The following is a 19219-nucleotide window of genomic DNA, read 5'->3' on the forward strand; positions in this document are numbered from 1 at the left end:
AATCGGCGGACCGAATTAAAAAGCTGCCTCGCCTGTCATTAGGTTCCCGCCCGGCCTCAATGAGACGCGAGAACATGCGGTGAGTAGTTCGTGAAGCTTTCCATCAGCGACGTATCATTATGAATTGGCCATGCATTAACGGCACTGCCAACCCTATTGCGCCGAGCACCATAGCTATCACGATCACTATTATAAATGCTATTAAGGCTGTCAGGAATGCGCCTCCCCATCCTAGGTTGAATATCGCCTTGAAGACGGCCAGAATGCCTATGAAGCCGGCTATCAATCCAACGCCTCCCGAGAATGCGCTGAATATAGCAAATATTATGGCGAATACAATCACTGAGGCAAGCGTTGCCAGCATTGCCTTACCAATGGATGCATCGCCACCCGCCACCTTAGCCCCTATCCACACCGGTATAGAGGCTATTAGCCACGCTATGAGCAGGACTATCAATCCGATTAAAGCTGCGATCATTAAACTAGGGATTTAAGAGGAGATTATTAAATATATATGAGGCTCCCCGCCTTTAAGAGGATGCCTTAAACCCTCACCGCGTTCAGCGGCAATGGTCGGTCTCAATCGAAGATCCCAGCTGGGTCCAGTGGGGGCTCGCGTTTGGGTGAATGCGCCATCAATTACGCGTCTGCCTTGAATTGAGCCTAACCATTAATTGATGACCTTGGGCTTCCGCATTGAGCGTCTCCCCTCATTCAATGCAAGGTTTTTGGATGCATTGCTTTATATACTTTATATGATCCCGTGCCGCCGATTTCCTCCACGGATCCATACGCGTCCTCCAGCAGCCTTTGAATGCCTCTCTTCATCTTCGATGGAACCACCAATTGAAGCGATCCAGCATTGGATAGGTGCACCGCTGACTCGACTATGAATCTCTCGACGACTCTGGAGCCCGCCGAGTATGGGGGGTTAGTCACTATTAGGTCGAAGGACTCATCCATGCCTTGCAGTACATCTCCTTGCCTAGCCACGGCGTTGGTCGCTCCATTCAATTTTGCATTTATTGACGCCAACTTAACCGCCAATTTGTTCGAGTCAATCATGGTCACAGTTGATTTCGGCGATAACAGGGCAGCCAGCACTCCTAGGAAACCGTATCCGCATCCCAGGTCCAGCACCTTGCCTTGGCTTGGTACTTCCATTGATTCCGCCAGCGCTAGCGATCCCCTATCCAGCCCGCTTGGCGAGAAGACGCCTGGAGCAGTGATTAGCTCCAGCGAGACCCCCCTCACCGCGGCCCTTATTCTATTTATTCTCAGGCTACCGTAATTCGGGTCAACGGAGTAATACACCAATATATGACGAGTTTGGGGTTAAATATTCGTTTTCCTCAAGGCCTGTCTTGAGCTGGAATGAAATGGACAATGCTTAAAAGGATCTCATCCTAGTCGCGGCCATGATTGAGAGGACGCTCGTCATAGTTAAACCTGATGGAGTTAAGGCCAGGATAATAGGGGAAGTTATAAGCAGGTTGGAGCGGCTGGGCCTTAAAATAATAGGAATTAAGATGGTTAAGGCAACTGTGGAGCAGATGGCTGGGTTTTACCCCAGCGACGAGGAGTGGTTCAGGAGCGTCGGCAATAAATCGATCAAGTCGTACCAGGAAATGAACATGGATATAAGGAAGGACATGGGAACCGATGATCCAGTGCAAGTGGGGAGAATGGTTAAGCAGTGGCTGGTCAATTACATGACGGAGACCCCCGTAGTGCTCATAGTCGTGGAGGGCAATCATGCCATCGATGTGGTGAGGAAAATGATAGGCCATACCCTTCCCTACATGGCGGCTCCAGGCACAATAAGGGGCGATTACTCGACGGACAGCCCCGACCTGGCCAATAAGGAGAAGCGGGCCATCCGCAACCTAGTTCATGCCAGCGATAGCCCCGAGTCCGCCGCTAGGGAGATAAGCTACTGGTTCAGGAATGATGAGTTAAATCCCTGGTAGCGGATCAGCCGTTAATCTTTACTTTGCCTGCCTCAGCGGGTGTCTCCTACATGCCTGTGAAGTTAGTTTGCCCGCAAAGATTAAAAAGCAGGTCAGCGTCCATACACAAGTAATGAGTGGGGATATCAATGAATGCGAGAACGTGGAGAACCGCCTCAAGTACGTGCTGACGCTCAGGTTAACCGACATGGGCTTCCAGCAGGACGAGATCCGCATATTGAGCGACTTCGTTTATCAAGACTTGGTTAATTACATAACCAAGGGAAACCCCAGGAATCACGATGCTCTATGCAAGGCAGTTGATGGCCCGCTCTCATCGTGGCTACCCGATTGGCTGGATTACTGGCTGCTCAAGTGGAGGCAGCGGGTCAAGCTCAGCTTTGGGTCCACCGATGAGGAGAGGAACTTCGATGCCGATACTGAGAAGGCCATTGGCATGATAGGGACTAGGCAGATGCGTAAATTGAATAGGATGGCTATGCTGGGACTAGTTGAGGAGGGAGAGATATGCGGAACCAGCATAGTGTCGGACTTCGTGGCTAGATCGGTGGTTCAAGAACTGGTGGCTGAGGAGGGGGTTAAGGGGGCGGTGGATGCCATTAAAGGCAATCCAGCGCTCGTAAAGAGAATGATAATAAGCAAGATAGCGGAGCTCAGATCCATGGATAGGCCCCTCGTCGTGGTGAACCTACAGTTATCTCAGGGAAATGGGCAGTGAGTAAATGAAGGTAGCAGTAGCATACCCGTCATCCCCATCCATAGCCAACCTATCCCTATCATTCAAGTTAATTCAATCAAGGCTAGAGGAGGCCGGCTTCGATGTTGACGGCATATCGATGAATGGAGTACCGCCAAAAAGCCACAAGCGTGGGGCCCCGCTGAGCGCGTTTGACGCCGTCATATTCACGCTTCACTACGAGCTGGATTACATCAATATGGTGAAAATGCTGGCTTACTCTAAGGTACCCGCCAAGTCATCCAGGAGGTCCTCCCCCTTCGTGGTGGTGGGAGGTCCCCCCGTCATGGCCAATCCAGAGCCCATAGCGGATTTCGTCGATGTAGTTACGCTGGGCGATTTGGAGGCCGTGCTTCCCTCCCTAATTGATGGATTGACGGAGGGTCCTGAATCGCTTAGCGAGGTGGACGGCTTCTACGCTCCCTCGCTGGGGAAGCGGGAGGTCCGTAGGGTTTATGTTAGGGACATAAGGGATTCGCCCTTCGTCGTGTCCAGGGTGGATGCATCGCTGTTCGGCAGCGACGTGATGGTGGAGGCAATGCGTGGTTGTCCTCATGGTTGTCTCTTCTGCCTGGAGAGCTACATGAATAAGCCGCCCAGGTTCGGGGACCTATCCAACGCGGCTGCCCTCGTCAAGGCTAGCGGCGCGAGGAGGGTGGCGTTGATAGGATTATCTGTGGGCGATCATCCCCTCCTTAGGGGGTTCGTTAAGGAATTGATGGATGCCGGCATATCGGTAAGCTACCCATCGCTTCGAGTGGATACATTGGATTGCGGTCTCATAGAGATGATAGCCAAGTCAGGCCAGCGCACGCTGACCGTGGCGCCGGAATCGTCGGAGAGGCTGCGGAGGGCGCTGGGCAAGGGGTTTTCCGACTCCGATTTGCTGGAAGTGGCGAAATGCTCGTTCGAGTCAGGGATGAGGAGGATCAAGCTTTACTTCATGGTAGGCCTGCCGGGCGAGCTAGATCATGATTTGAAACAGGTAAGGGAGTTATCGCTCTCGGTTTCAAGTCTAGGCCCCGTATACATCTCCGTCAATCCATGGATACCCAAGCCTCACACGCCGCTTCAGTGGTTTCCAATGCAGCGGCCAGACGAGCTTAGGCGTAGGATAGGGGTGGTTGTTAAGGGGTTCGGGGATAGTTCTTATTATGACCCCATCCATGCATCCGTGCAGGCACTGCTCTCGCTTGGCGATAGGGATGTATCCAGTTTCATAGTTGACGCGGCTAGGGTGGGCAAGGACAGGCTAGATAAGGGAGACTACAGGCGATTGATTAATTCCCACTCCGATCTGTTGGAGAAGTACGTCTATGCCGCCCGCAGACCGGGGGATCCACTGCCGTGGAGCCACATCAAGGTGAACGATGAGGAGCTCCTGAGGAGGCTCTACGAGCAGTACGTGGAGGATATTCAATCCCAGCAGGTCCAGCTAGGCCTTGAATAGGCGGCGCTGGATGGCGTGTGTTTTTGGTTAATTATTAACTGAATTATAGGTCATAATTTTTATACCGGGCGAGGGCTTGCCATTCATGAGGGAGGAACTGCAAAAGTATTTCTACGCCTTGACCAGCGTGGCTAGGGCATTGAGGAGCATAGGGGTTGATTTTGAATTGATTGGAAGCATGGTGCTGCCCGTGGGTTACGGCATGTATTGGGACGTCCACGATGTTGATCTATTCGTGATAGGCGAGAGCCCATTCATGAACCCGGATAAATTCGAGGAGTTGGCGGGAAGGAATGATTGGGACGTGGGCACGTCGGCGTTCGGCAACATGTACATGGAGGTGCTGGCCGGCGACTCCATGATTAGGGTTGATCTGATGGAGAACGCCTTGGACGTCTACATACCTAGTAAGTTATTGGAGGATAGCTTAGCGGCGGCGGTTGGGGAGGACAAGATAAAGGTTATGCGCGTTGAGGGATTGATAGTGCTCAAGGCGCGGGAGGCAACGGATGAGGCGGAGGAGTTCCTGGAGGAACTAAATGAAAGATTAGGCGACTCATCGATTAGGCTGGACAAGAAGAAGATATTATCATTCATAAACGAGTATCCAAGCGATGAGAGGAAGTCGCTTAGGCATCGAATAGAAATGGCCGGCATTTACTTGGATTGAGGACCGGGGAGCGCGGTTCCACTCCTACTGGGCGTGGAAACACGTCAGATGAAGGATTTCTTGCTAACCAGCATCGGCATAGTCAACGGCCTGGTGGGGTAACCCCTGGTCTCCTCCTGTATCTCCCTGCCAAGCTCCTCAACGCTCATGGATGATTGACCCCTCCCCCTCGCCCTGACGCTCAGCGTGCCGCTCTTGAGCTCCTTATCCCCCACTATCACTATATAGGGCACCCACAGGGTCTCCGCGTCCCTTATCTTCTTGTTGAGGGTCTCGTCCCTATCATCGACGTCCACCCTAATCCCCATGCTGGCCAATTTATTTGCTATGCTCAATGCGCCGTCCAGGTAATCCTTGGAGACGGGCACCACCCTGGCCTGTATAGGGGATAACCAGGTGGGCAGTTTGGGAATCTTGCCCTCCTCCTCGTCTATGGCTGCCTTATCCAGCATTGCGAATATGAACCGCTCAACGGAGCCCAGTATGGCGGTGTGAATAATCACGGGGTACTTCAATTGATTCTCCTCGTCAACGTACTTTATGCCGAATCTCTGCGCATTGCCTATGTCGAACTGGAAGGTGGCTATCTCCCTGGGTCTCTTCAATTGATCTATTATGTGGTACTCCACGTTGAGGACCCAGTAGTACTTCGACTCATTCAGAACCCGGACTAGTATGGGTTTCCCCTCCCTCTTGGATAAGGTGAACAGATAATCCTTATGCTCATCGAAGAATCCCTTAGTCACGTTATAGAGGCTAACGTAATTCCTGCCTATCTTATTTATCTCCTCGAATATCTTCCCGTGAAGCCTCAGCCCGACATCCATGGCCTGGCTCAAGTCCCTCACGAATATGTGGAGGTCAGGCATGTAGAACCTCCTCAACCTGAAGCAGAGCACAGTCTCGCCGGGCTGCTCGTACCTATAGCTATCGGCTATTTCCAGCATTCCCACTGGGACATCCCTATAGCTCAACACCCAGTCCTTTATCATGGCGAATTGCTGGAAGCATGCCGCATACCTCATTAGAAGCTCCTCGTCTGCCTCCGTCATGTACATGCGCTCCCCAAACAATTTGGCGTGCTCCGCTATAGCGCGCTGGTCGGTTCTGAACATGTTGGTTCCCCTTATCTTGAATGCGGGGAAGCCCAGGTCATTAGCCGCCCTCCAGGCATAGTCCTCCACGAGCTCCATCATTAAGGTAGCCATCGGTCCATACCTCATGTGGCCCACGTCGGACATGGGCTCCCACTCAAAGCCGAACTTCTTGCAGTAATCCAGGTACCTGGGGGCTTTCCCCCCGCCCAACTCCCGCTTGAAGACCTCCTTCTCCACTAGTATCTTCAAGTCCTCCTCTCCCGGCTTGAATTGATACTTCTCGGCTGGGTATTCCCCCCCATCCGGCGTCAACACAACGTAGAAATCGTTAATTACTTTCTGTTCTTGCTTCCTCACTGACGAGGGAGTTATGGTTCTGCTCAGCTCGGAGAGCGGATGCCCAAGGCACTTTATGCTGAATGCCTTATACCAGCCGAACGGCGCCTTCTCCACGCTGAGGCCGGACCTCTCCTTAACCACCTCAAATAACTTGCCCAATATAGAGATGGCCTTATCGGGAGGAGCCAAGTCCGAGCTCAGGTGCGCGTATGGGTATATTACTATGCTGCCGGCCTTGACCTTCCTGGCCACGTCTATTATGTCGTCGGCCACGGAGCTCAGGAACTCGGGGGAATCGTTGTCCCCGCTCTCCACGGTGGTGAACACCACCAGCGCGTTCTTTGCCTCATATCCTTGCCTCTCAAGGGGCTCCGGCTCGCGTATTGCCTTATCTTTGACGCTATAGCTAAAGTCCTCCGCGTGAATTAAAAGCAATCGCATTGGGAAACAGGTCCTTGGGCGTTTTAAGCATTGCCGGCAGCTTCCCAATCCTCAACGTGAAAACCACGCAAGTTAAGTAATGAGGGATCGATATCGAGACCTGCCCTACTCATCTTTGTTGTTTAATTGAATTATATCCAGCGCGCTCAGCGTCAGCATGGGTAGCCGCTGTCGTATGAATGAGTAGCCATTGACCACGGGGTAAGGAGGCAGTCCATCGCTGGGGTCAACTAGCTCAATCATACCGTTCCTCCACATTTGGGTGAGAGTGGCTGCATAGAACTTCCTCAAGTAAATCGCCTCCTGTGCGCTGGGCGCCTCATTCCTAAAGTAAATGCGCAGGTCTCCATTGCCGTGGCTTGGGTCATCCCTTTTAACCACGGGGCACGCATATGACGCGGCAAATGATGTATCGAAGTCTATTGTTTTTGTGGACGCATCCATGGTGTACCTGATGATCCTGGGCAGGTAGGGAAACGACTTGCATGTAAGCGGTTTGTACTTATCGTGAACGGAGCACTTAGTTCCCCTGAGGAAAGGGCATTTCCCCTCCTCGTCGAGCAAGAGCAAATATGAGAGGGCTATTCGAACCCCGCTCAATTGATCGGCAACCATATAGGAGGGAACAAATCTAGGCCTCACCCCCAACTCCTCTGCCTCGTTTTGCAGCAGGTAAACTTCGTGGGGAAGCACGGTTATTGGGCTTAACTTACAGCATAACGCGCAGTTGGGTTCGCATCTGAATTCCCTGACCACGCCGCTCGCCGCTCAATAACCCATTTTAATACTTTGAGCCTAATTCAGCGAGGAGGAGAAGGACTGGACTGTGCGGGCATTAATCGCTTGGCTGGAAGCGGGTGGAGGGGGCTGGAATGCCTTGCCGTGGTGTCCAGACAGTGAATCGGGCGTTCTCGATTAGATGTTGAGCAATCATGCGGCTCCGTCGCCGCGCTCCGGTAATTGTTTGGGGGAGGCGTTGGCCCTCGTCGCATTGTCCAGCAATGTTTAAAAAACTTAGGTATTGAGTCTATTTATTGACCCCAATGGAAACACTAAGTTGTGGCTGGGCGACTATAGTATATGTAAGGTAGGCGGCTCGCTTCTGAGGAGCGGGCTCGATTTCATGCGGCTCGCCTCAATTATGGACGGCTGCGTCGTCGTTATCTCCGCAATGAAGGGAGTCACCGATAAGCTAATGCGGGCGGCCCAGGAAGGAAGGCGCGAGGACTTGGCGGATGTGCTTGGGTCCTACGAGGACGCGTTGCGGTACATTGCGCCTAGCGATTACGTGAGGTACTCCTCAATGCTGGACATCATAGGCGGGTCGGCCCGTAGGTATCTATCCGTGGGGGACGTGGATGCCGTGGCGGCCCATGGAGAGCTCCTCTCTGCAACCGTCATGGCGGCAGCCCTTGAAGCTAGGGGAACACGATCTACCGCGGTTTACGATCCGGGCATTGTGCTGGAGAGGCCGGGAGGCGTGAGTGGATTGAGCGGGTTCTACGTGAGACAGAGGCTGCTCCACTTAATTGAGAGAGGCGTGACCCCCGTCGTTCCAGGCTTCATAGGGTGGACGCCCGACGGCAAGCCAGCCACCCTGGGCAGGGGAGGCAGCGATTACACGGCGTCCCTGCTAGCCAATTACTTAGGTGCATCCAGGGTATTCTTTTACACAGATGTGCCCGGCATATATAGCGGCGATCCCAACATAATAGGAAACCCCAAGGTAATAAACTGCATGAACGTGGAGGAGGCGTACGTGTTCTCGGCTATGGGAGGTAAGAAGTTCCACCCGAGGACCTTTGAGCCATTAATAGGAACCAGAATAACGGCATTCATAACGTCCCCCGGAAGCACGTCGGGCACGTTGATCTCCAAGAAAGCGGGGGCGGGGCCAAAGGCGGTAGCACTCTTCGACGCGCTCCGCATAGGACGGCGCGGCCGCGCGGTGGCCATTATAGGCAAGGTAGATCCCCGGGACTTACCGTTCAATCCAGACTTCAAGGACAGCAATGGCAATGCGTTCGGCAAGGTCTTCGACGACGAGGAGCGGGCCGTGGAGGCCGCCAAGGAGCTTCATGACTGGGTGATATCATGGGCAAGATAAGGGTCTCCCTGCTGGGCGCCACGGGCTTGGTTGGTCAATCCATGATAAGGATGCTGGAGGAGCATCCATTTATTGAATTGGTAAAGGTATCCGCGTCGCCCGCCAAGGTAGGACAGAGATACTGCGACTCAGTTAGGTGGGTAGTGGGCGGCGGGGTACCCGACTATGTCTGCGATATGAGGCTCGTATCCACGGAGCCCAGGGATCACAAGGATGTAGATGTGGTGCTCTCCGCATTGCCGAATGAAGTGGCTGCACGCGTTGAGGATGAGTTGGTCAGGAGCGGGGTGAACGTCATCTCAAACGCATCGCCTCGCCGTATGGATGCCGGCGTTCCCTTGATTAATCCTGAAATCAATTGGCAATCGCTGGAGCAGGTTAGGGGGAGGGATGCGTGGCTGGTCAAGAATCCAAACTGCACCACGGCCATCATATCGCTGTCTCTGGCTCCCTTGGCTGAGTCCCTTGGTCGCCTATTCATAACCACCATGCAATCCGTCTCCGGGGCCGGCTACATGGGGGTCCCGTTCCTGGCGATTAACGGCAATGTGATTCCATACATCAAGGGAGAGGAGGAGAAGATAGCGGCGGAGCTGGGGAAGATAATGGGGAGGGAAATGGATGTTCACGTGACCAGCACCAGGGTGCCAGTCAGCTATGGCCATATGGCCGTCATAGAGGCGGAGACCGAGTTGGGGCTGGATGACGTGGTTAAGGCGCTGGGCAGCTTCACGTCGTTTCCGCAGCTCCATGATTTGCCATCAGCTCCTCGGAGGCCCATAATATTGATTAACGATATCGATGGGCCCCAGCCAATGCGTGATTTAAACCCCATGGCTGTATCGGTGGGTAGGTTGAGCTTGAGGGGGGGTTACTTGCGGATGGTTGTGTTGGGCGATAATATAGTTAGGGGGGCTGCTGGAATAACTGTGTTGACGCTTGAGACGATGAGGGAGATGAAGATAATTTAGGATGGAGCTATTTAATTCCCGCTTCTCTTCAACTCGTCGCGGATTGCGTTGCTCAGCCTCCTGATCCCCTCGTATATCATGTCGACTGATGGGTAGGTGAAGTTGAGCCTCATAGACGTGTGGACGTCCTCGGCTGGGTAGAAGGACTTGCCGGGCACGTAGGCCACCTTGTACTTGCTGACCGCCACCGGAAGCATGTCCTCCGTCCGCACGCCGTTCACGGATGCCCACACGAACATCCCCCCTATGGGTCTCGTCCACGTTACCTGCTCCGGCATGTACTTTGCCAAGGCATCCAGCATCGCATCCCTCTTGACTTTATACACTTCACGTATTCTAGGCAAGTTGCGCTCTATTATGCCTCTCCTTAGCGCCTCCAGGGCTATGTATTGGCTGAGCGTGGATGTGTGCAGATCAACGGCTTGCTTAGCCATGGCTATCCATCTTATCAATTCCCTATTCCCAACCACCCAGCCAACGCGTATTCCCGGTGCTATTATTTTGCTGAATGTCGACATATAGACCACCCTATTTTCGTAATCCATAGACTTGAGTGGGGGGACGTAGATGCCGTCGAACAGGAAGTAGCTGTATGGGTTGTCCTCCACTATCAATAAATCATACTTGCTGGCCAATTCCATCAAGTGCTTGCGCCTATCAATGCTCATGCTTATTCCGGTCGGGTTTTGGCATGTTGGAATGACGTATATGAACTTGATCCTCCGTCCATCACTTATGCTTTTCTTCACCGCTTCCTCCAGCTTGTCCATCACCATTCCCTCCGAATCCATGTCGATTCCAACTATGTTGGGTCTATACGCCTTGAATGCTTGAAGCGCGGCTAGATAGGTCGGTCTCTCCGTAATAACCACGTTCCCAGCATCTATGGTTATTCTGCCCACCAGGTCCAGAGCCTCTTGGCTTCCCGTGGTTATTATTATCTCGTCGCGGTCGGCCTTTATTCCGTCCTTTGCCATGAACCTTATCAGCTCATCCTTGAGCTCATCCACTCCCTCGGTCTTTCCATACTGGAGTGCACTGCTTCCCTTGGTCGCTATTACGTCCCTTGCTATGTCGGCCAGCTCCTTTGGAAACGTGGATGGATCCGGCATTCCGCCGCCGAGGGATATGACGTCCTCCGTCACCCACTTCAATAATTCCCTTATATCGCTTGCCTTCATGAATTGCGTTCGTTCCGACAAGAGGGATTTGACTTCCATCATTAATCAATTCGTCAATTTATGCTCTGTATTTAAACCTTTTCATATTTTTATCTATATATAATAATTAGAAAAGAGAATCCCAATTCCTCAACATGCGGGCCGCATCCAGCGCGAAGTACGTCAGTATTAGATCCGCCCCAGCCCTCCTTATCGAGGTCAGGCTCTCCATCACCGCTCTCCCCTCATCTATCCACCCAGCCCCGGCGGCTGCCTTTATCATGGAGTACTCGCCCGACACCTGATATGCGGCGAGCGGAACTTGAGGAAAAGAGTCCTTAACCATTCTCACCACGTCCAAGTACGGCATTGCTGGCTTTACCATCACTATATCGGCCCCCTCCCCCACATCCATGGCCACCTCCTTCAACGCCTCAAACGAATTGCGGGGATCCATCTGATAGCTCCTCCTATCCCCGAATCGGGGCGCGCTGTCGGCCGCCTCCCTAAACGGTCCATAAAAGACGCTGGCATACTTCGCACTATACGACATTATGAGCACGTTTTCATATCCATCGCCGTCCAATGCATCGCGTATTGCCTTTACTTGCCCATCCATCATGCCGGAGGGAGCAATTACGTCGGCGCCGGCCTCAGCGTAATTTACGGCTATCTCTCCATAAATCTTTAGAGTAGTATCATTGTCTATATAGTAGTCCTCCCCAGATCCCTTCACCACCCCACAGTGCCCGTGATCGGTATAGTCGCACATGCATAGATCAGCGAATATGACCAGCTCCTTGCCGAATGATTGTTTGAGCAGCCTTATTGCCCTGGGCACCACTCCATTCTTGCTGGTGGCCTCACTGGCAAGCGGGTCCTTCTTGCCGGTGACGCCGAACAAAATAACGTTGTGAATGCCGGCGCTCTTCAACTCATCAACGAATTTCAGCAAGTCCTCGTTTAACGGCCACCTGAATTGGCCCGGCATGGCATTTATGGGCTGCGGCGAACTAGAGTCTGTCACGAATATGGGCATTATCAAGTTGCTGGTTGATAGGGACGTCTCTGCAACCGAGTTCCTCAGGAATCTATTGAGCCTTAATCGCCTGGGTCTAGTGGACGGGAACTTATGAAGGGAGTCTCCGTTGAATATCATGACGATGCCGGGCCAATCACTAAATAAATACTTTATTCCCCCATAATTGCAGGAACCAGGCCCCAGGTCATTTAATGAATCGCGGCCGCTCCCTCCTTCCAGTTGCTTGGATTTCCTAGTAATGTCCCGCCCGAGGAGGTGATGCAGCATTTAAGATAATCCCGCGTTTCACCATTGATAACGCGAATGTAAAGTTCCGTCCTTTGGGGTAGGGTAAAGCTTGGATATGAGGGGGGAGGGAGGGGGCATTGTGTTGGGCTTTCGGTTCGTCAATTCCTTGGGGGTGAGGGTCGGCTTTCCCCCGCAATGCCGATTGTAAGGATGAAGGCGAGCAACGCACACAAAGGGCAGTGACCCCCAACCCCCCTCCAGACCCCGGGAAACCCCAAAAGGCGAGGAGACTGTCAGGCGTATCTCATTCCTTCTTTTTAATGGTTATCCGCCAGTAGTTTCCCTCCTTCACATTCTCCAGCACCGAATGGCCATTCCTAGTCACTATGCTGGGGACGGTGTTGCACGACGCTGGGTTATCTATCAATACGTCGATTATGGCTCCTCCCTCGACGTTTTGAAGCGCCTTAACGGTATATATCTGGGGATATGGGCATATGAATCCCCTCAAGTCCAGCACGTATCTACCCTCCTTCTTTATTAATTGCTCCTGCATGAGCTGGCCTTCACAGGTTATGAAATAGAGCCGTCGATTAGTGCATTTTATGCATGTTAGTCCCGGCATAGAGCTGCTTTTCGATTGATTGGGTAACGCTAGATTCGAAGGCAATGCTTAAAAAACATGAAGTGCTGCTCACCAAATGGCATCCGCATCCTCCGCCGAGGCGAGCGTGGAAACGGTTAAGATAAAATTGCCCGAGGTGAAGATAGAGAAGCGGGATGTGGTGTTCAAGGTTAAGCGGTACGATCCTGAGAAGGGCTCGTTTTATTGGAGGGAGTACAAACTAACAATAACTAATAGAACTACTATACTGGATGCCCTGCTTCGGATAAAGGAGACCCAGGACTCAACGTTGGCCGTCCGCTACAGTTGCAGGATGGGAATTTGCGGCTCGTGCGGCATGGTGATAAACGGCACTCCCCGGCTCGCTTGCGAGACCAAGCCGTACGACTTGGGCACCAGCGTCATAACCGTGGAGCCGCTGAGCAACGTGCCGCCCGTGAAGGACATCGTGACGGACTTCGATAAATTCTTCGATAATCACAAGCAAGTAAAGCCATGGTTGATAAGGAAGGATGAGAAGGAGCAATTCGAGGATTTGAAGGAGTATTACCCGCAGACCGAGGAGGAGCTGAACTATTACCTGCAATTCTCTTACTGCATAAAATGCGGTCTCTGCTACAGCGCGTGCCCCCTGGTTTTCCTAAATAAGGAATACCTAGGGCCTCAGGCATTGGCGCAGGCATATAGATGGAGCGCGGATTCAAGGGATGAGGGGGCGGAGCTCAGGTTGAAGATAGTCGACACGGATAACGGCGTGTGGAGCTGCAATTACTCAGGTACGTGCAGCAAGGTGTGTCCCAAGGACGTCGATCCAGCCCTGGCCATCAACATGGTTAAAAAAATGTTATTAAGCGGTAAGAGGAGGTGATGAGCATGCAGAAATCGAAGCGCGTCTCTCCTAGGTGGGGTCTCTGGCTTCGTGGATTGGATGAATGGCTTGTCATTTTCCAGAAGGTCAGCGGTCTTGCCTTGGCCCTCTACTTGATAGGCCACGTGCTTGCGGTCTCCGCAGCCCTGGGCTTCGGTCACAACGTTACGCAGCAGCAATGGAATGCCATAATATTCGGCGTCCTGGAGAAGCCCCACATAGGCCCGGTATCCGTGGGCGCATTGCTGGAGTACTTGGTCGGCGTCTTGCTCGTAATACATGGGGCCAATGGGTTTAGGTTAATACTTATGCAGTGGTTCGGCATTGGATTGCCAAAGCCGTCCAGGCACACATTTCCCCGCGCAACCCCATCCCCCAGCGCTGCGGCTCAGAGGGCTTATAAGTACGCGGTGGTAATCGTTACCATAGTATTCATAATATTGGCCACCTATGATGTATTCGGTGCACTGCTGGGGTGGTAATGATGGTAGCCAAGTCAACTTTAATGAAGTGGCATTACATAACTGGCCTCATAATGATAGTGGTGGTGGGGATACATATAGCGTATAGATGGCCCAGCTATGATGTATCCATAAGCTGGCCCGCCGTTGAGAGCCAGATAGGAATGGCTTGGTACGATATAGTTCTATTGATAATAATATATGCTGCATCCTATCATGCAATGAATGGACTACGAACCATAATGTTGGAGCTCTTCCACGGTGGGAAGGCATTCACGACATTCGTTGACGTGTTGGTGATAGCGCTGGGCCTTCTAGTGGTGATAGTGGGCACATATACCGTGGTCAGCATAATACCGCTTTGATGAGGTCAACTAAACATAAATTATTATTATTTTTATTAATTCCCATCCATTGTAATATGTGGATCTATGCTTGTTCTTTTATAGTTGATTGCACTATCGTTCAGGACCGCATGCTCCCTTCTTTATGGTCGGGCAGAAATTCGGGAGAAGCGCGTTACTGAGTGTTTATGGATTAGTGGATGGATTATTACATTATATTATTTAATTGCCTCACTCGCTTGGTCTCTCTTCTCTTCTTTTGATGCTTCTCATTCTATCCATGCTTCTCTCCACTCTCTTGAGCAGCGTCTCCATGGCATCCTTTATCGTCTCCACGGCGTCCCATCCATTTGATGTTACTGAGAATGAATTATTGGAGTCCTTCAATCGCACGGCTACTTCATATCTTGTCCTTTTATCGTTGTTGCCCATCGCCTTGGCCCTTATATCTACCTTGAAGTCTATTATGTCGGTTATCTTGGCTATCTTCTCTAGGTGGTTGTTGACTGCCCTCTCTATCATCTGTCTCAAGTACTTATCTTGCACATCGTTGATGCGGGCGGTTATAGGTATAGATACCTTGCTGGACTCCACGTAGAGTCTCACTATGTCACTGCCCGTCAACACCCCGACCACTCCGTCTCCCGTCACTATCAATCCATCATGTTTATTCAATTTTTCGATGGCATCCGCAATAGGCCTTGATTTATCTATGGTAGCCGCCTCCTGCATTACGGAGGCAACGGGAGCCGCCAGTATCTTCTCCTCCTCGCCCTCCACCTCCCCGCGGCGGGCCCTTCTCGGCGTCGATGCGTAGAATATCTTTTCCACCAAATCGGTTAGAGTAATCATTCCAATCAGCTTGCCGTCCTGTATTACGGGAAGCAGGCTTATGCCGTGCTTAACCATCAGCCACCTAGCGGTGGCTACATTCTCGTTACTGCCTATGGTTATTGGGGGAGAGGACATTGCTCGACTGACGTCGACCTTCGGAAGGGATGGAGCTATCGAATTAATCACGTCTATTCTCCTTATAATGCCGACCAGGTTGTTCTTGTCGTCCACAACCGGTACTTCCCGCGCCTTTGTCTCATGCAGCTTAATAATTAGCCTCTCGAAGCTGGATGACTCGCTTATTGAGAATGGCCTGGACATGACGCTTGATGCCTTGGAATTAATCGGCACTCGCCGTCTCAATAACTCCCTATAGCTCAAAATGCCGACTAATTTATTATTATCATTGACCACGGGTGCTATGAATACTCTCCCCTCCCTCATGGAGGTTATCACGGAGGATAGCTTATCGTTTAATCCAACCACCACCGTCGGCTTTCTAATCAGGTCCCGTATGGAGGACATAAAACAATTATCAATTCAAGCCTATTTAAACTTAGAGACGCTAGATTGATTCGCTTATGGAGGATCAATTAATTCGCCGCCCTCTCTATTTTTCTTTCAACCTTGAGAGGCCACCAATTCCACTTGCCCAGCACAACCAGTATAGCGGGCACCAATACTGGTCTCAATATTAATGCATCCATTGCCACTGCAACGGCCACGGCGAAGCCTATCTCCTTCAATATGAATAATCTGGATACGGTTAACCCAGCGAACGCAGCCGCTAGGACCATGGCTGCCCCGCTGACTATAGGCCCAGTGGAGTCGATTGCCTTCACTATGGCGTCCTTATCGCTTAATCCGCGCATCACCTCCTCCCTGACCCTGGACACTATGAAAATGTCATAATCCGTTCCGACGCTCATCAATAATGAGTACAATATTATGGGGAGGAGGTAGTACGTTGGTATTCTGAGGATCAGCTGGAACACTATTATGGTTAATGCTATGGACCAAGACATGCTCATCAAAACCGTGATGACCAGCCTCACAGGGATCAGCGCTGACCTCAGCATTATGAATAGCATTAGCATCACGAGGGCAATCACTACCAGCGATATCGTGTGGTAGAATTGATCCTCGAAGGCTTGAACAGAGAAGAATTTGTAGCCGGGATCCCCGCCTATCAGCACGGTCACCCCGTATTGCCTAGACACGTTTCCCGCCGCCCCGCTCAGCTCCTCGTAGACCCCTATCAATTTATCGGAGAACACGCTGTGATCTATTGGGATCTTGGCCAGTATAATCGATGAATTATGGTCCAGGAGGGTCACATTGCCGATGCCCTTCATGGTGCTCAGCTCTGCAATGAAAGCACTGTAAGCCGCCTCGTTGCCTGGCTTAATTAGCACGTATGCAGTTGACTGCAGGTAGTTTGGGAACCGCGTTTCCAGTAGCCGGAGCCCGGTGACTGGGTTGCTGGGCGGCATCATGTTCACAGGGTTGGATGATATGTTTATTGTCTTAGCGATGAGCAGCAGCGACGCCAGCGTGATCACGGTGAATATGGCTATGACGGTCTTGGGCCTATCCACTGATTTCCTGCTCAATCTAACCAATAACTTAGTGCTTAACTCCCTGGTATTGGCCTTCAAGCCCATGGGCCACAACACTCGATCCCCTAACAGGCTTATGACGTCGGGGAGCACCAGCACGACCGTGAATAAGACCAGCGCAACGGATATTATGTAGGAAATGCCTATCACTTGTATGTATTGATACGTGGAGAACACGTAGGAGCCCAGGCCCGCCGCCACGACGCCTCCCGATGACAGTATTGTTGGGATGGTAACCCTCCTCACGACGCCCAGCGCCTCCTCCCTATTCAATCCCCTCCTCCTCTCCTCCAAGTACCTGCCCAGTATCAGTAGGCTATAATCTATTCCAATGCCCAATATTATCGGGGATGTTAAGTAGACGGTCAAGTAATAAACGGGCAGCCCAGCCTTGGAGAGCAGGTATATGGAGCCGAGCGACGCCGCGTCGGCGGTTCCCAGCATGGCTAAGACCAGCAAGGGCCCCATCACTGTCCCCAGGACGAAGAACAGCATCGAGAGGACGGCGGTCCCCGTTACCTTATCTATCGTCGGGACGTCGTTTTCCACCATGTTTATCAATTGTAAGTTTATCAATGATGGATTGAATACGAAGATGGAGTCATTGTGAAGCGAGTAGAGCCGTGTGGAGGAGGAGTTCACCAATATCAATGCATAGCTTCCATTTATTAATCCATAATTCAGCGATGTGGGTGATGGGAGTGGGTTCTCCTGAATGATCAGCTTCCTAATGCTGTTGTTCAACTGCGACTCGATCCCAGTTATATTGGAACTACATGCTATTTGGGGCAGGAAGGGTTTGATGAGGGGTGGTGAGTCGTTGATGTAGAGGCCGGCCACGGCGGCGTTAATGCCGGACCTGGATGGCCCTAGGGCTATCGCCAGAGCAAGGGTTGAGTTGGGCTTGGTGAAGGGCAGTGGGTACTTGGACCTCAGGGAGGCCTCCACCGCGTGGTAGCCGTGGATGAGGGCGTTTTCCAGCTTGCTTGGGGTCAACTCGTCCACTGCGGATCCATTCAATGCCTTCGCCACTTGAACCGCGTACTCCTCCATGTAGCTGGAGTAATTGGTCGGCTCGTTCAATAGATTCAGGGCGGTAATTGCGATTAGGGAGGAGTTCCCGTTGGGGTTCGCCTTCTGTAATTGTTGAATTAAAATGGAATTATACGACTGCACGTACCTGCTCAGAGCTGACTGCGTGGATCTCAACAGGCTTAATTGCCCATAATACTCCGCGTTTAGCTTGGAGAGCTCCATGCAAGTGGAATTCATTGCGTTCCATGCACTCAGCAATTCCTCCGTGGCATTTGCCTCTGCCATCCTTATATACTCATCAACGGTTTCATTATACCGTGAAACCACGTACTTTTCGTATATAGTTAATTGATCGACGTGGGGATCCATTATCATGCCGTCCAACGCGGCCAGCTCATCCATTACGTTCCCGCTCGAGTTGACTATGATCGCCGTGTATGATTGGTTCGCCGCGCTCCCCACGTAGCGCTCAACTATTGTTGGAGGTATGTTGCTCGGCAATAGTTGGGAATCATTATATATCAAGGAGTTGAATACCCTTGGCGCCAACGCAGCGAGCACCATCATGGCCGCAATCCATGCTATGAGCCATTTACCCCTTATGATGCCGACGGATCTATGTTCGCATTAAAAAGTTTTCTAGACGGCGCGCATTTCGACCAACAGCGGTCTCAGCCCCTCTCCCTGTAATGCATGGGGGCTTCCGCGATAGCGTTATTATGCAGCTAGCCAGGCATGTAATGCATGGTGGTGCTCTCGTTCGACATAGACGGTACTCTGGTGGATTCCACCAGTAGATTAATATCGTGCATGGAGAACGGCAAGGTTGATTGGAAATGCTTCCTCGATTGCGGGAAGCTCGGCATGGATAAACCAATCCCGCTCAACATATCGATAATCAATAAAGCCATTCGCTCCGGCCTCGCCGTTATATTGGTAACCGGTCGGCCCGAGAGGATGAGGGAATGCACCCTGTCTCAATTGATGAAGTTCGGCGTGGATGTGGGTGGGATCCGCATGTTGGTCATGAGGGGGGATCACGACGATAGGCCGGATCCAGAGTATAAGGTGGATGCCCTGGCCGGCGTGGGGTTGCCCGACGTGATTCATTGTGACGATAATGAAGACACCGTTAACTCGTTGATCAGTCATGGATTTAAGGCAACGCTGGCCTCCAAGTGCGATTCAATCAATCCCTACTTGAATCCCTAGTTCAACCCTC

19 protein-coding genes are annotated in these 19219 nt (G+C 51.8%); 10 read left to right on the forward strand and 9 right to left on the reverse strand.

Annotated features, from left to right (window positions below; translation table 11 throughout):
* Window positions 1-103 precede the first annotated feature (103 nt).
* Both ACZ5ZS_RS08515 and ACZ5ZS_RS08520 read right to left on the reverse strand, forming a co-directional pair.
* Complete coding sequence (locus ACZ5ZS_RS08515; RefSeq protein ID WP_075059659.1) at window positions 104-478, reverse strand: hypothetical protein; 375 nt, start codon at window positions 476-478, stop codon at window positions 104-106.
* A 236-nt stretch (window positions 479-714) separates the two neighbouring features.
* Window positions 715-1314 carry a class I SAM-dependent methyltransferase gene (locus ACZ5ZS_RS08520; protein ID WP_188595643.1) on the reverse strand — a complete coding sequence of 200 codons (600 nt, stop codon included), beginning with the start codon at window positions 1312-1314 and terminating at the stop codon, window positions 715-717.
* Window positions 1315-1418: 104 nt separating this feature from the next.
* Here ACZ5ZS_RS08520 and ACZ5ZS_RS08525 point away from each other — a divergent pair, with 104 nt between their 5' ends.
* From ACZ5ZS_RS08525 to ACZ5ZS_RS08540, 4 genes are all read left to right on the forward strand, one after another.
* The gene (locus tag ACZ5ZS_RS08525) at window positions 1419-1970 is read left to right on the forward strand and encodes a nucleoside-diphosphate kinase (protein WP_188595644.1); all 552 of its coding nucleotides are present in this window, start codon (window positions 1419-1421) and stop codon (window positions 1968-1970) included.
* 112 nt (window positions 1971-2082) lie between these two features.
* Window positions 2083-2688 (forward strand): hypothetical protein, encoded by a 606-nt coding sequence (locus tag ACZ5ZS_RS08530; RefSeq protein ID WP_188595645.1) that lies wholly within the window; start codon window positions 2083-2085, stop codon window positions 2686-2688.
* A 4-nt stretch (window positions 2689-2692) separates the two neighbouring features.
* Window positions 2693-4156 carry a B12-binding domain-containing radical SAM protein gene (locus ACZ5ZS_RS08535; protein ID WP_188595646.1) on the forward strand — a complete coding sequence of 488 codons (1464 nt, stop codon included), beginning with the start codon at window positions 2693-2695 and terminating at the stop codon, window positions 4154-4156.
* Between the two features lie 85 nt (window positions 4157-4241).
* Complete coding sequence (locus tag ACZ5ZS_RS08540) at window positions 4242-4826, forward strand: nucleotidyltransferase (RefSeq protein WP_188595647.1); 585 nt, start codon at window positions 4242-4244, stop codon at window positions 4824-4826.
* Between the two features lie 44 nt (window positions 4827-4870).
* Here the strand turns inward: ACZ5ZS_RS08540 and ACZ5ZS_RS08545 are convergent, their stop codons facing one another.
* Both ACZ5ZS_RS08545 and ACZ5ZS_RS08550 read right to left on the reverse strand, forming a co-directional pair.
* The gene (locus ACZ5ZS_RS08545; RefSeq protein ID WP_188595648.1) at window positions 4871-6703 is read right to left on the reverse strand and encodes a threonine--tRNA ligase; all 1833 of its coding nucleotides are present in this window, start codon (window positions 6701-6703) and stop codon (window positions 4871-4873) included.
* Window positions 6704-6808: 105 nt separating this feature from the next.
* On the reverse strand, window positions 6809-7459 hold the full coding sequence (locus tag ACZ5ZS_RS08550; protein WP_188595649.1) for a YkgJ family cysteine cluster protein: 651 nt from the start codon (window positions 7457-7459) through the stop codon (window positions 6809-6811).
* A gap of 265 nt (window positions 7460-7724) precedes the next feature.
* On the opposite strand from ACZ5ZS_RS08550, the gene ACZ5ZS_RS08555 reads away from it, so the two are divergent.
* Both ACZ5ZS_RS08555 and asd read left to right on the forward strand, forming a co-directional pair.
* On the forward strand, window positions 7725-8810 hold the full coding sequence (locus ACZ5ZS_RS08555) for an aspartate kinase (protein ID WP_188595650.1): 1086 nt from the start codon (window positions 7725-7727) through the stop codon (window positions 8808-8810).
* Window positions 8795-9781: an aspartate-semialdehyde dehydrogenase gene (gene asd / locus ACZ5ZS_RS08560; protein ID WP_188595994.1), complete on the forward strand. Its 987-nt coding sequence runs from the start codon at window positions 8795-8797 to the stop codon at window positions 9779-9781. The genes ACZ5ZS_RS08555 and asd overlap by 16 nt, the downstream gene beginning before the upstream one ends.
* Before the next feature lie 11 nt (window positions 9782-9792).
* Here asd and ACZ5ZS_RS08565 read toward each other — a convergent pair whose 3' ends face one another.
* The 3 genes from ACZ5ZS_RS08565 to ACZ5ZS_RS08575 form a co-directional block, all read right to left on the reverse strand.
* Window positions 9793-11004, reverse strand: coding sequence for an aminotransferase-like domain-containing protein (locus ACZ5ZS_RS08565; RefSeq protein WP_306464041.1), 1212 nt, complete (start codon window positions 11002-11004; stop codon window positions 9793-9795).
* Between the two features lie 64 nt (window positions 11005-11068).
* Window positions 11069-12100: a porphobilinogen synthase gene (gene hemB, locus ACZ5ZS_RS08570; protein ID WP_188595651.1), complete on the reverse strand. Its 1032-nt coding sequence runs from the start codon at window positions 12098-12100 to the stop codon at window positions 11069-11071.
* Window positions 12101-12515: 415 nt separating this feature from the next.
* A complete protein-coding gene (locus ACZ5ZS_RS08575) occupies window positions 12516-12767 on the reverse strand; it encodes a sulfurtransferase TusA family protein (protein WP_188595652.1) in 252 nt (83 codons plus the stop codon).
* A 145-nt stretch (window positions 12768-12912) separates the two neighbouring features.
* On the opposite strand from ACZ5ZS_RS08575, the gene ACZ5ZS_RS08580 reads away from it, so the two are divergent.
* Genes ACZ5ZS_RS08580 through ACZ5ZS_RS08590 form a run of 3 tightly spaced genes read left to right on the forward strand, consistent with a single transcriptional unit; the run spans window position 12913 to window position 14530 of the window.
* Entirely contained in the window at window positions 12913-13704 is a 792-nt protein-coding gene (locus tag ACZ5ZS_RS08580; RefSeq protein WP_188595653.1) for a succinate dehydrogenase iron-sulfur subunit, read from the forward strand.
* 5 nt (window positions 13705-13709) lie between these two features.
* A complete protein-coding gene (locus tag ACZ5ZS_RS08585; RefSeq protein ID WP_229657613.1) occupies window positions 13710-14186 on the forward strand; it encodes a succinate dehydrogenase/fumarate reductase transmembrane subunit in 477 nt (158 codons plus the stop codon).
* Between the two features lie 2 nt (window positions 14187-14188).
* Complete coding sequence (locus tag ACZ5ZS_RS08590; protein WP_188595655.1) at window positions 14189-14530, forward strand: succinate dehydrogenase/fumarate reductase transmembrane subunit; 342 nt, start codon at window positions 14189-14191, stop codon at window positions 14528-14530.
* Window positions 14531-14740: 210 nt separating this feature from the next.
* On the opposite strand, the gene ACZ5ZS_RS08595 is transcribed toward ACZ5ZS_RS08590, so the two are convergent.
* Window positions 14741-15868, reverse strand: a complete 1128-nt coding sequence (locus tag ACZ5ZS_RS08595) for a CBS domain-containing protein (protein ID WP_188595656.1) — start codon at window positions 15866-15868, stop codon at window positions 14741-14743.
* A 68-nt stretch (window positions 15869-15936) separates the two neighbouring features.
* Window positions 15937-18564, reverse strand: a complete 2628-nt coding sequence (locus ACZ5ZS_RS08600) for an MMPL family transporter (protein ID WP_188595657.1) — start codon at window positions 18562-18564, stop codon at window positions 15937-15939.
* Window positions 18565-18741: 177 nt separating this feature from the next.
* Here ACZ5ZS_RS08600 and ACZ5ZS_RS08605 point away from each other — a divergent pair, with 177 nt between their 5' ends.
* Window positions 18742-19209 (forward strand): HAD family acid phosphatase, encoded by a 468-nt coding sequence (locus ACZ5ZS_RS08605; RefSeq protein WP_188595658.1) that lies wholly within the window; start codon window positions 18742-18744, stop codon window positions 19207-19209.
* Window positions 19210-19219: the final 10 nt, after the last annotated feature.

This window comes from Thermocladium modestius (genome assembly GCF_055398215.1).

What these genes read in the sequence shown, in the direction of transcription:
- ACZ5ZS_RS08515 (WP_075059659.1), bottom strand. Translation starts at nt 478, where the DNA reads ATGATCGCAGCTTTAATCGGATTGATAGTCCTGCTCATAGCGTGGCTA.
- ACZ5ZS_RS08525 (WP_188595644.1), top strand. Translation starts at nt 1,419, where the DNA reads ATGATTGAGAGGACGCTCGTCATAGTTAAACCTGATGGAGTTAAGGCC.
- ACZ5ZS_RS08530 (WP_188595645.1), top strand. Translation starts at nt 2,083, where the DNA reads ATGAGTGGGGATATCAATGAATGCGAGAACGTGGAGAACCGCCTCAAG.
- ACZ5ZS_RS08535 (WP_188595646.1), top strand. Translation starts at nt 2,693, where the DNA reads ATGAAGGTAGCAGTAGCATACCCGTCATCCCCATCCATAGCCAACCTA.
- ACZ5ZS_RS08540 (WP_188595647.1), top strand. Translation starts at nt 4,242, where the DNA reads ATGAGGGAGGAACTGCAAAAGTATTTCTACGCCTTGACCAGCGTGGCT.
- ACZ5ZS_RS08545 (WP_188595648.1), bottom strand. Translation starts at nt 6,703, where the DNA reads ATGCGATTGCTTTTAATTCACGCGGAGGACTTTAGCTATAGCGTCAAA.
- ACZ5ZS_RS08565 (WP_306464041.1), bottom strand. Translation starts at nt 11,004, where the DNA reads ATGATGGAAGTCAAATCCCTCTTGTCGGAACGAACGCAATTCATGAAG.
- hemB (WP_188595651.1), bottom strand. Translation starts at nt 12,100, where the DNA reads ATGATATTCAACGGAGACTCCCTTCATAAGTTCCCGTCCACTAGACCC.
- ACZ5ZS_RS08575 (WP_188595652.1), bottom strand. Translation starts at nt 12,767, where the DNA reads ATGCAGGAGCAATTAATAAAGAAGGAGGGTAGATACGTGCTGGACTTG.
- ACZ5ZS_RS08580 (WP_188595653.1), top strand. Translation starts at nt 12,913, where the DNA reads ATGGCATCCGCATCCTCCGCCGAGGCGAGCGTGGAAACGGTTAAGATA.
- ACZ5ZS_RS08585 (WP_229657613.1), top strand. Translation starts at nt 13,710, where the DNA reads ATGCAGAAATCGAAGCGCGTCTCTCCTAGGTGGGGTCTCTGGCTTCGT.
- ACZ5ZS_RS08590 (WP_188595655.1), top strand. Translation starts at nt 14,189, where the DNA reads ATGGTAGCCAAGTCAACTTTAATGAAGTGGCATTACATAACTGGCCTC.
- ACZ5ZS_RS08595 (WP_188595656.1), bottom strand. Translation starts at nt 15,868, where the DNA reads ATGTCCTCCATACGGGACCTGATTAGAAAGCCGACGGTGGTGGTTGGA.
- ACZ5ZS_RS08600 (WP_188595657.1), bottom strand. Translation starts at nt 18,564, where the DNA reads ATGATGGTGCTCGCTGCGTTGGCGCCAAGGGTATTCAACTCCTTGATA.
- ACZ5ZS_RS08605 (WP_188595658.1), top strand. Translation starts at nt 18,742, where the DNA reads ATGGTGGTGCTCTCGTTCGACATAGACGGTACTCTGGTGGATTCCACC.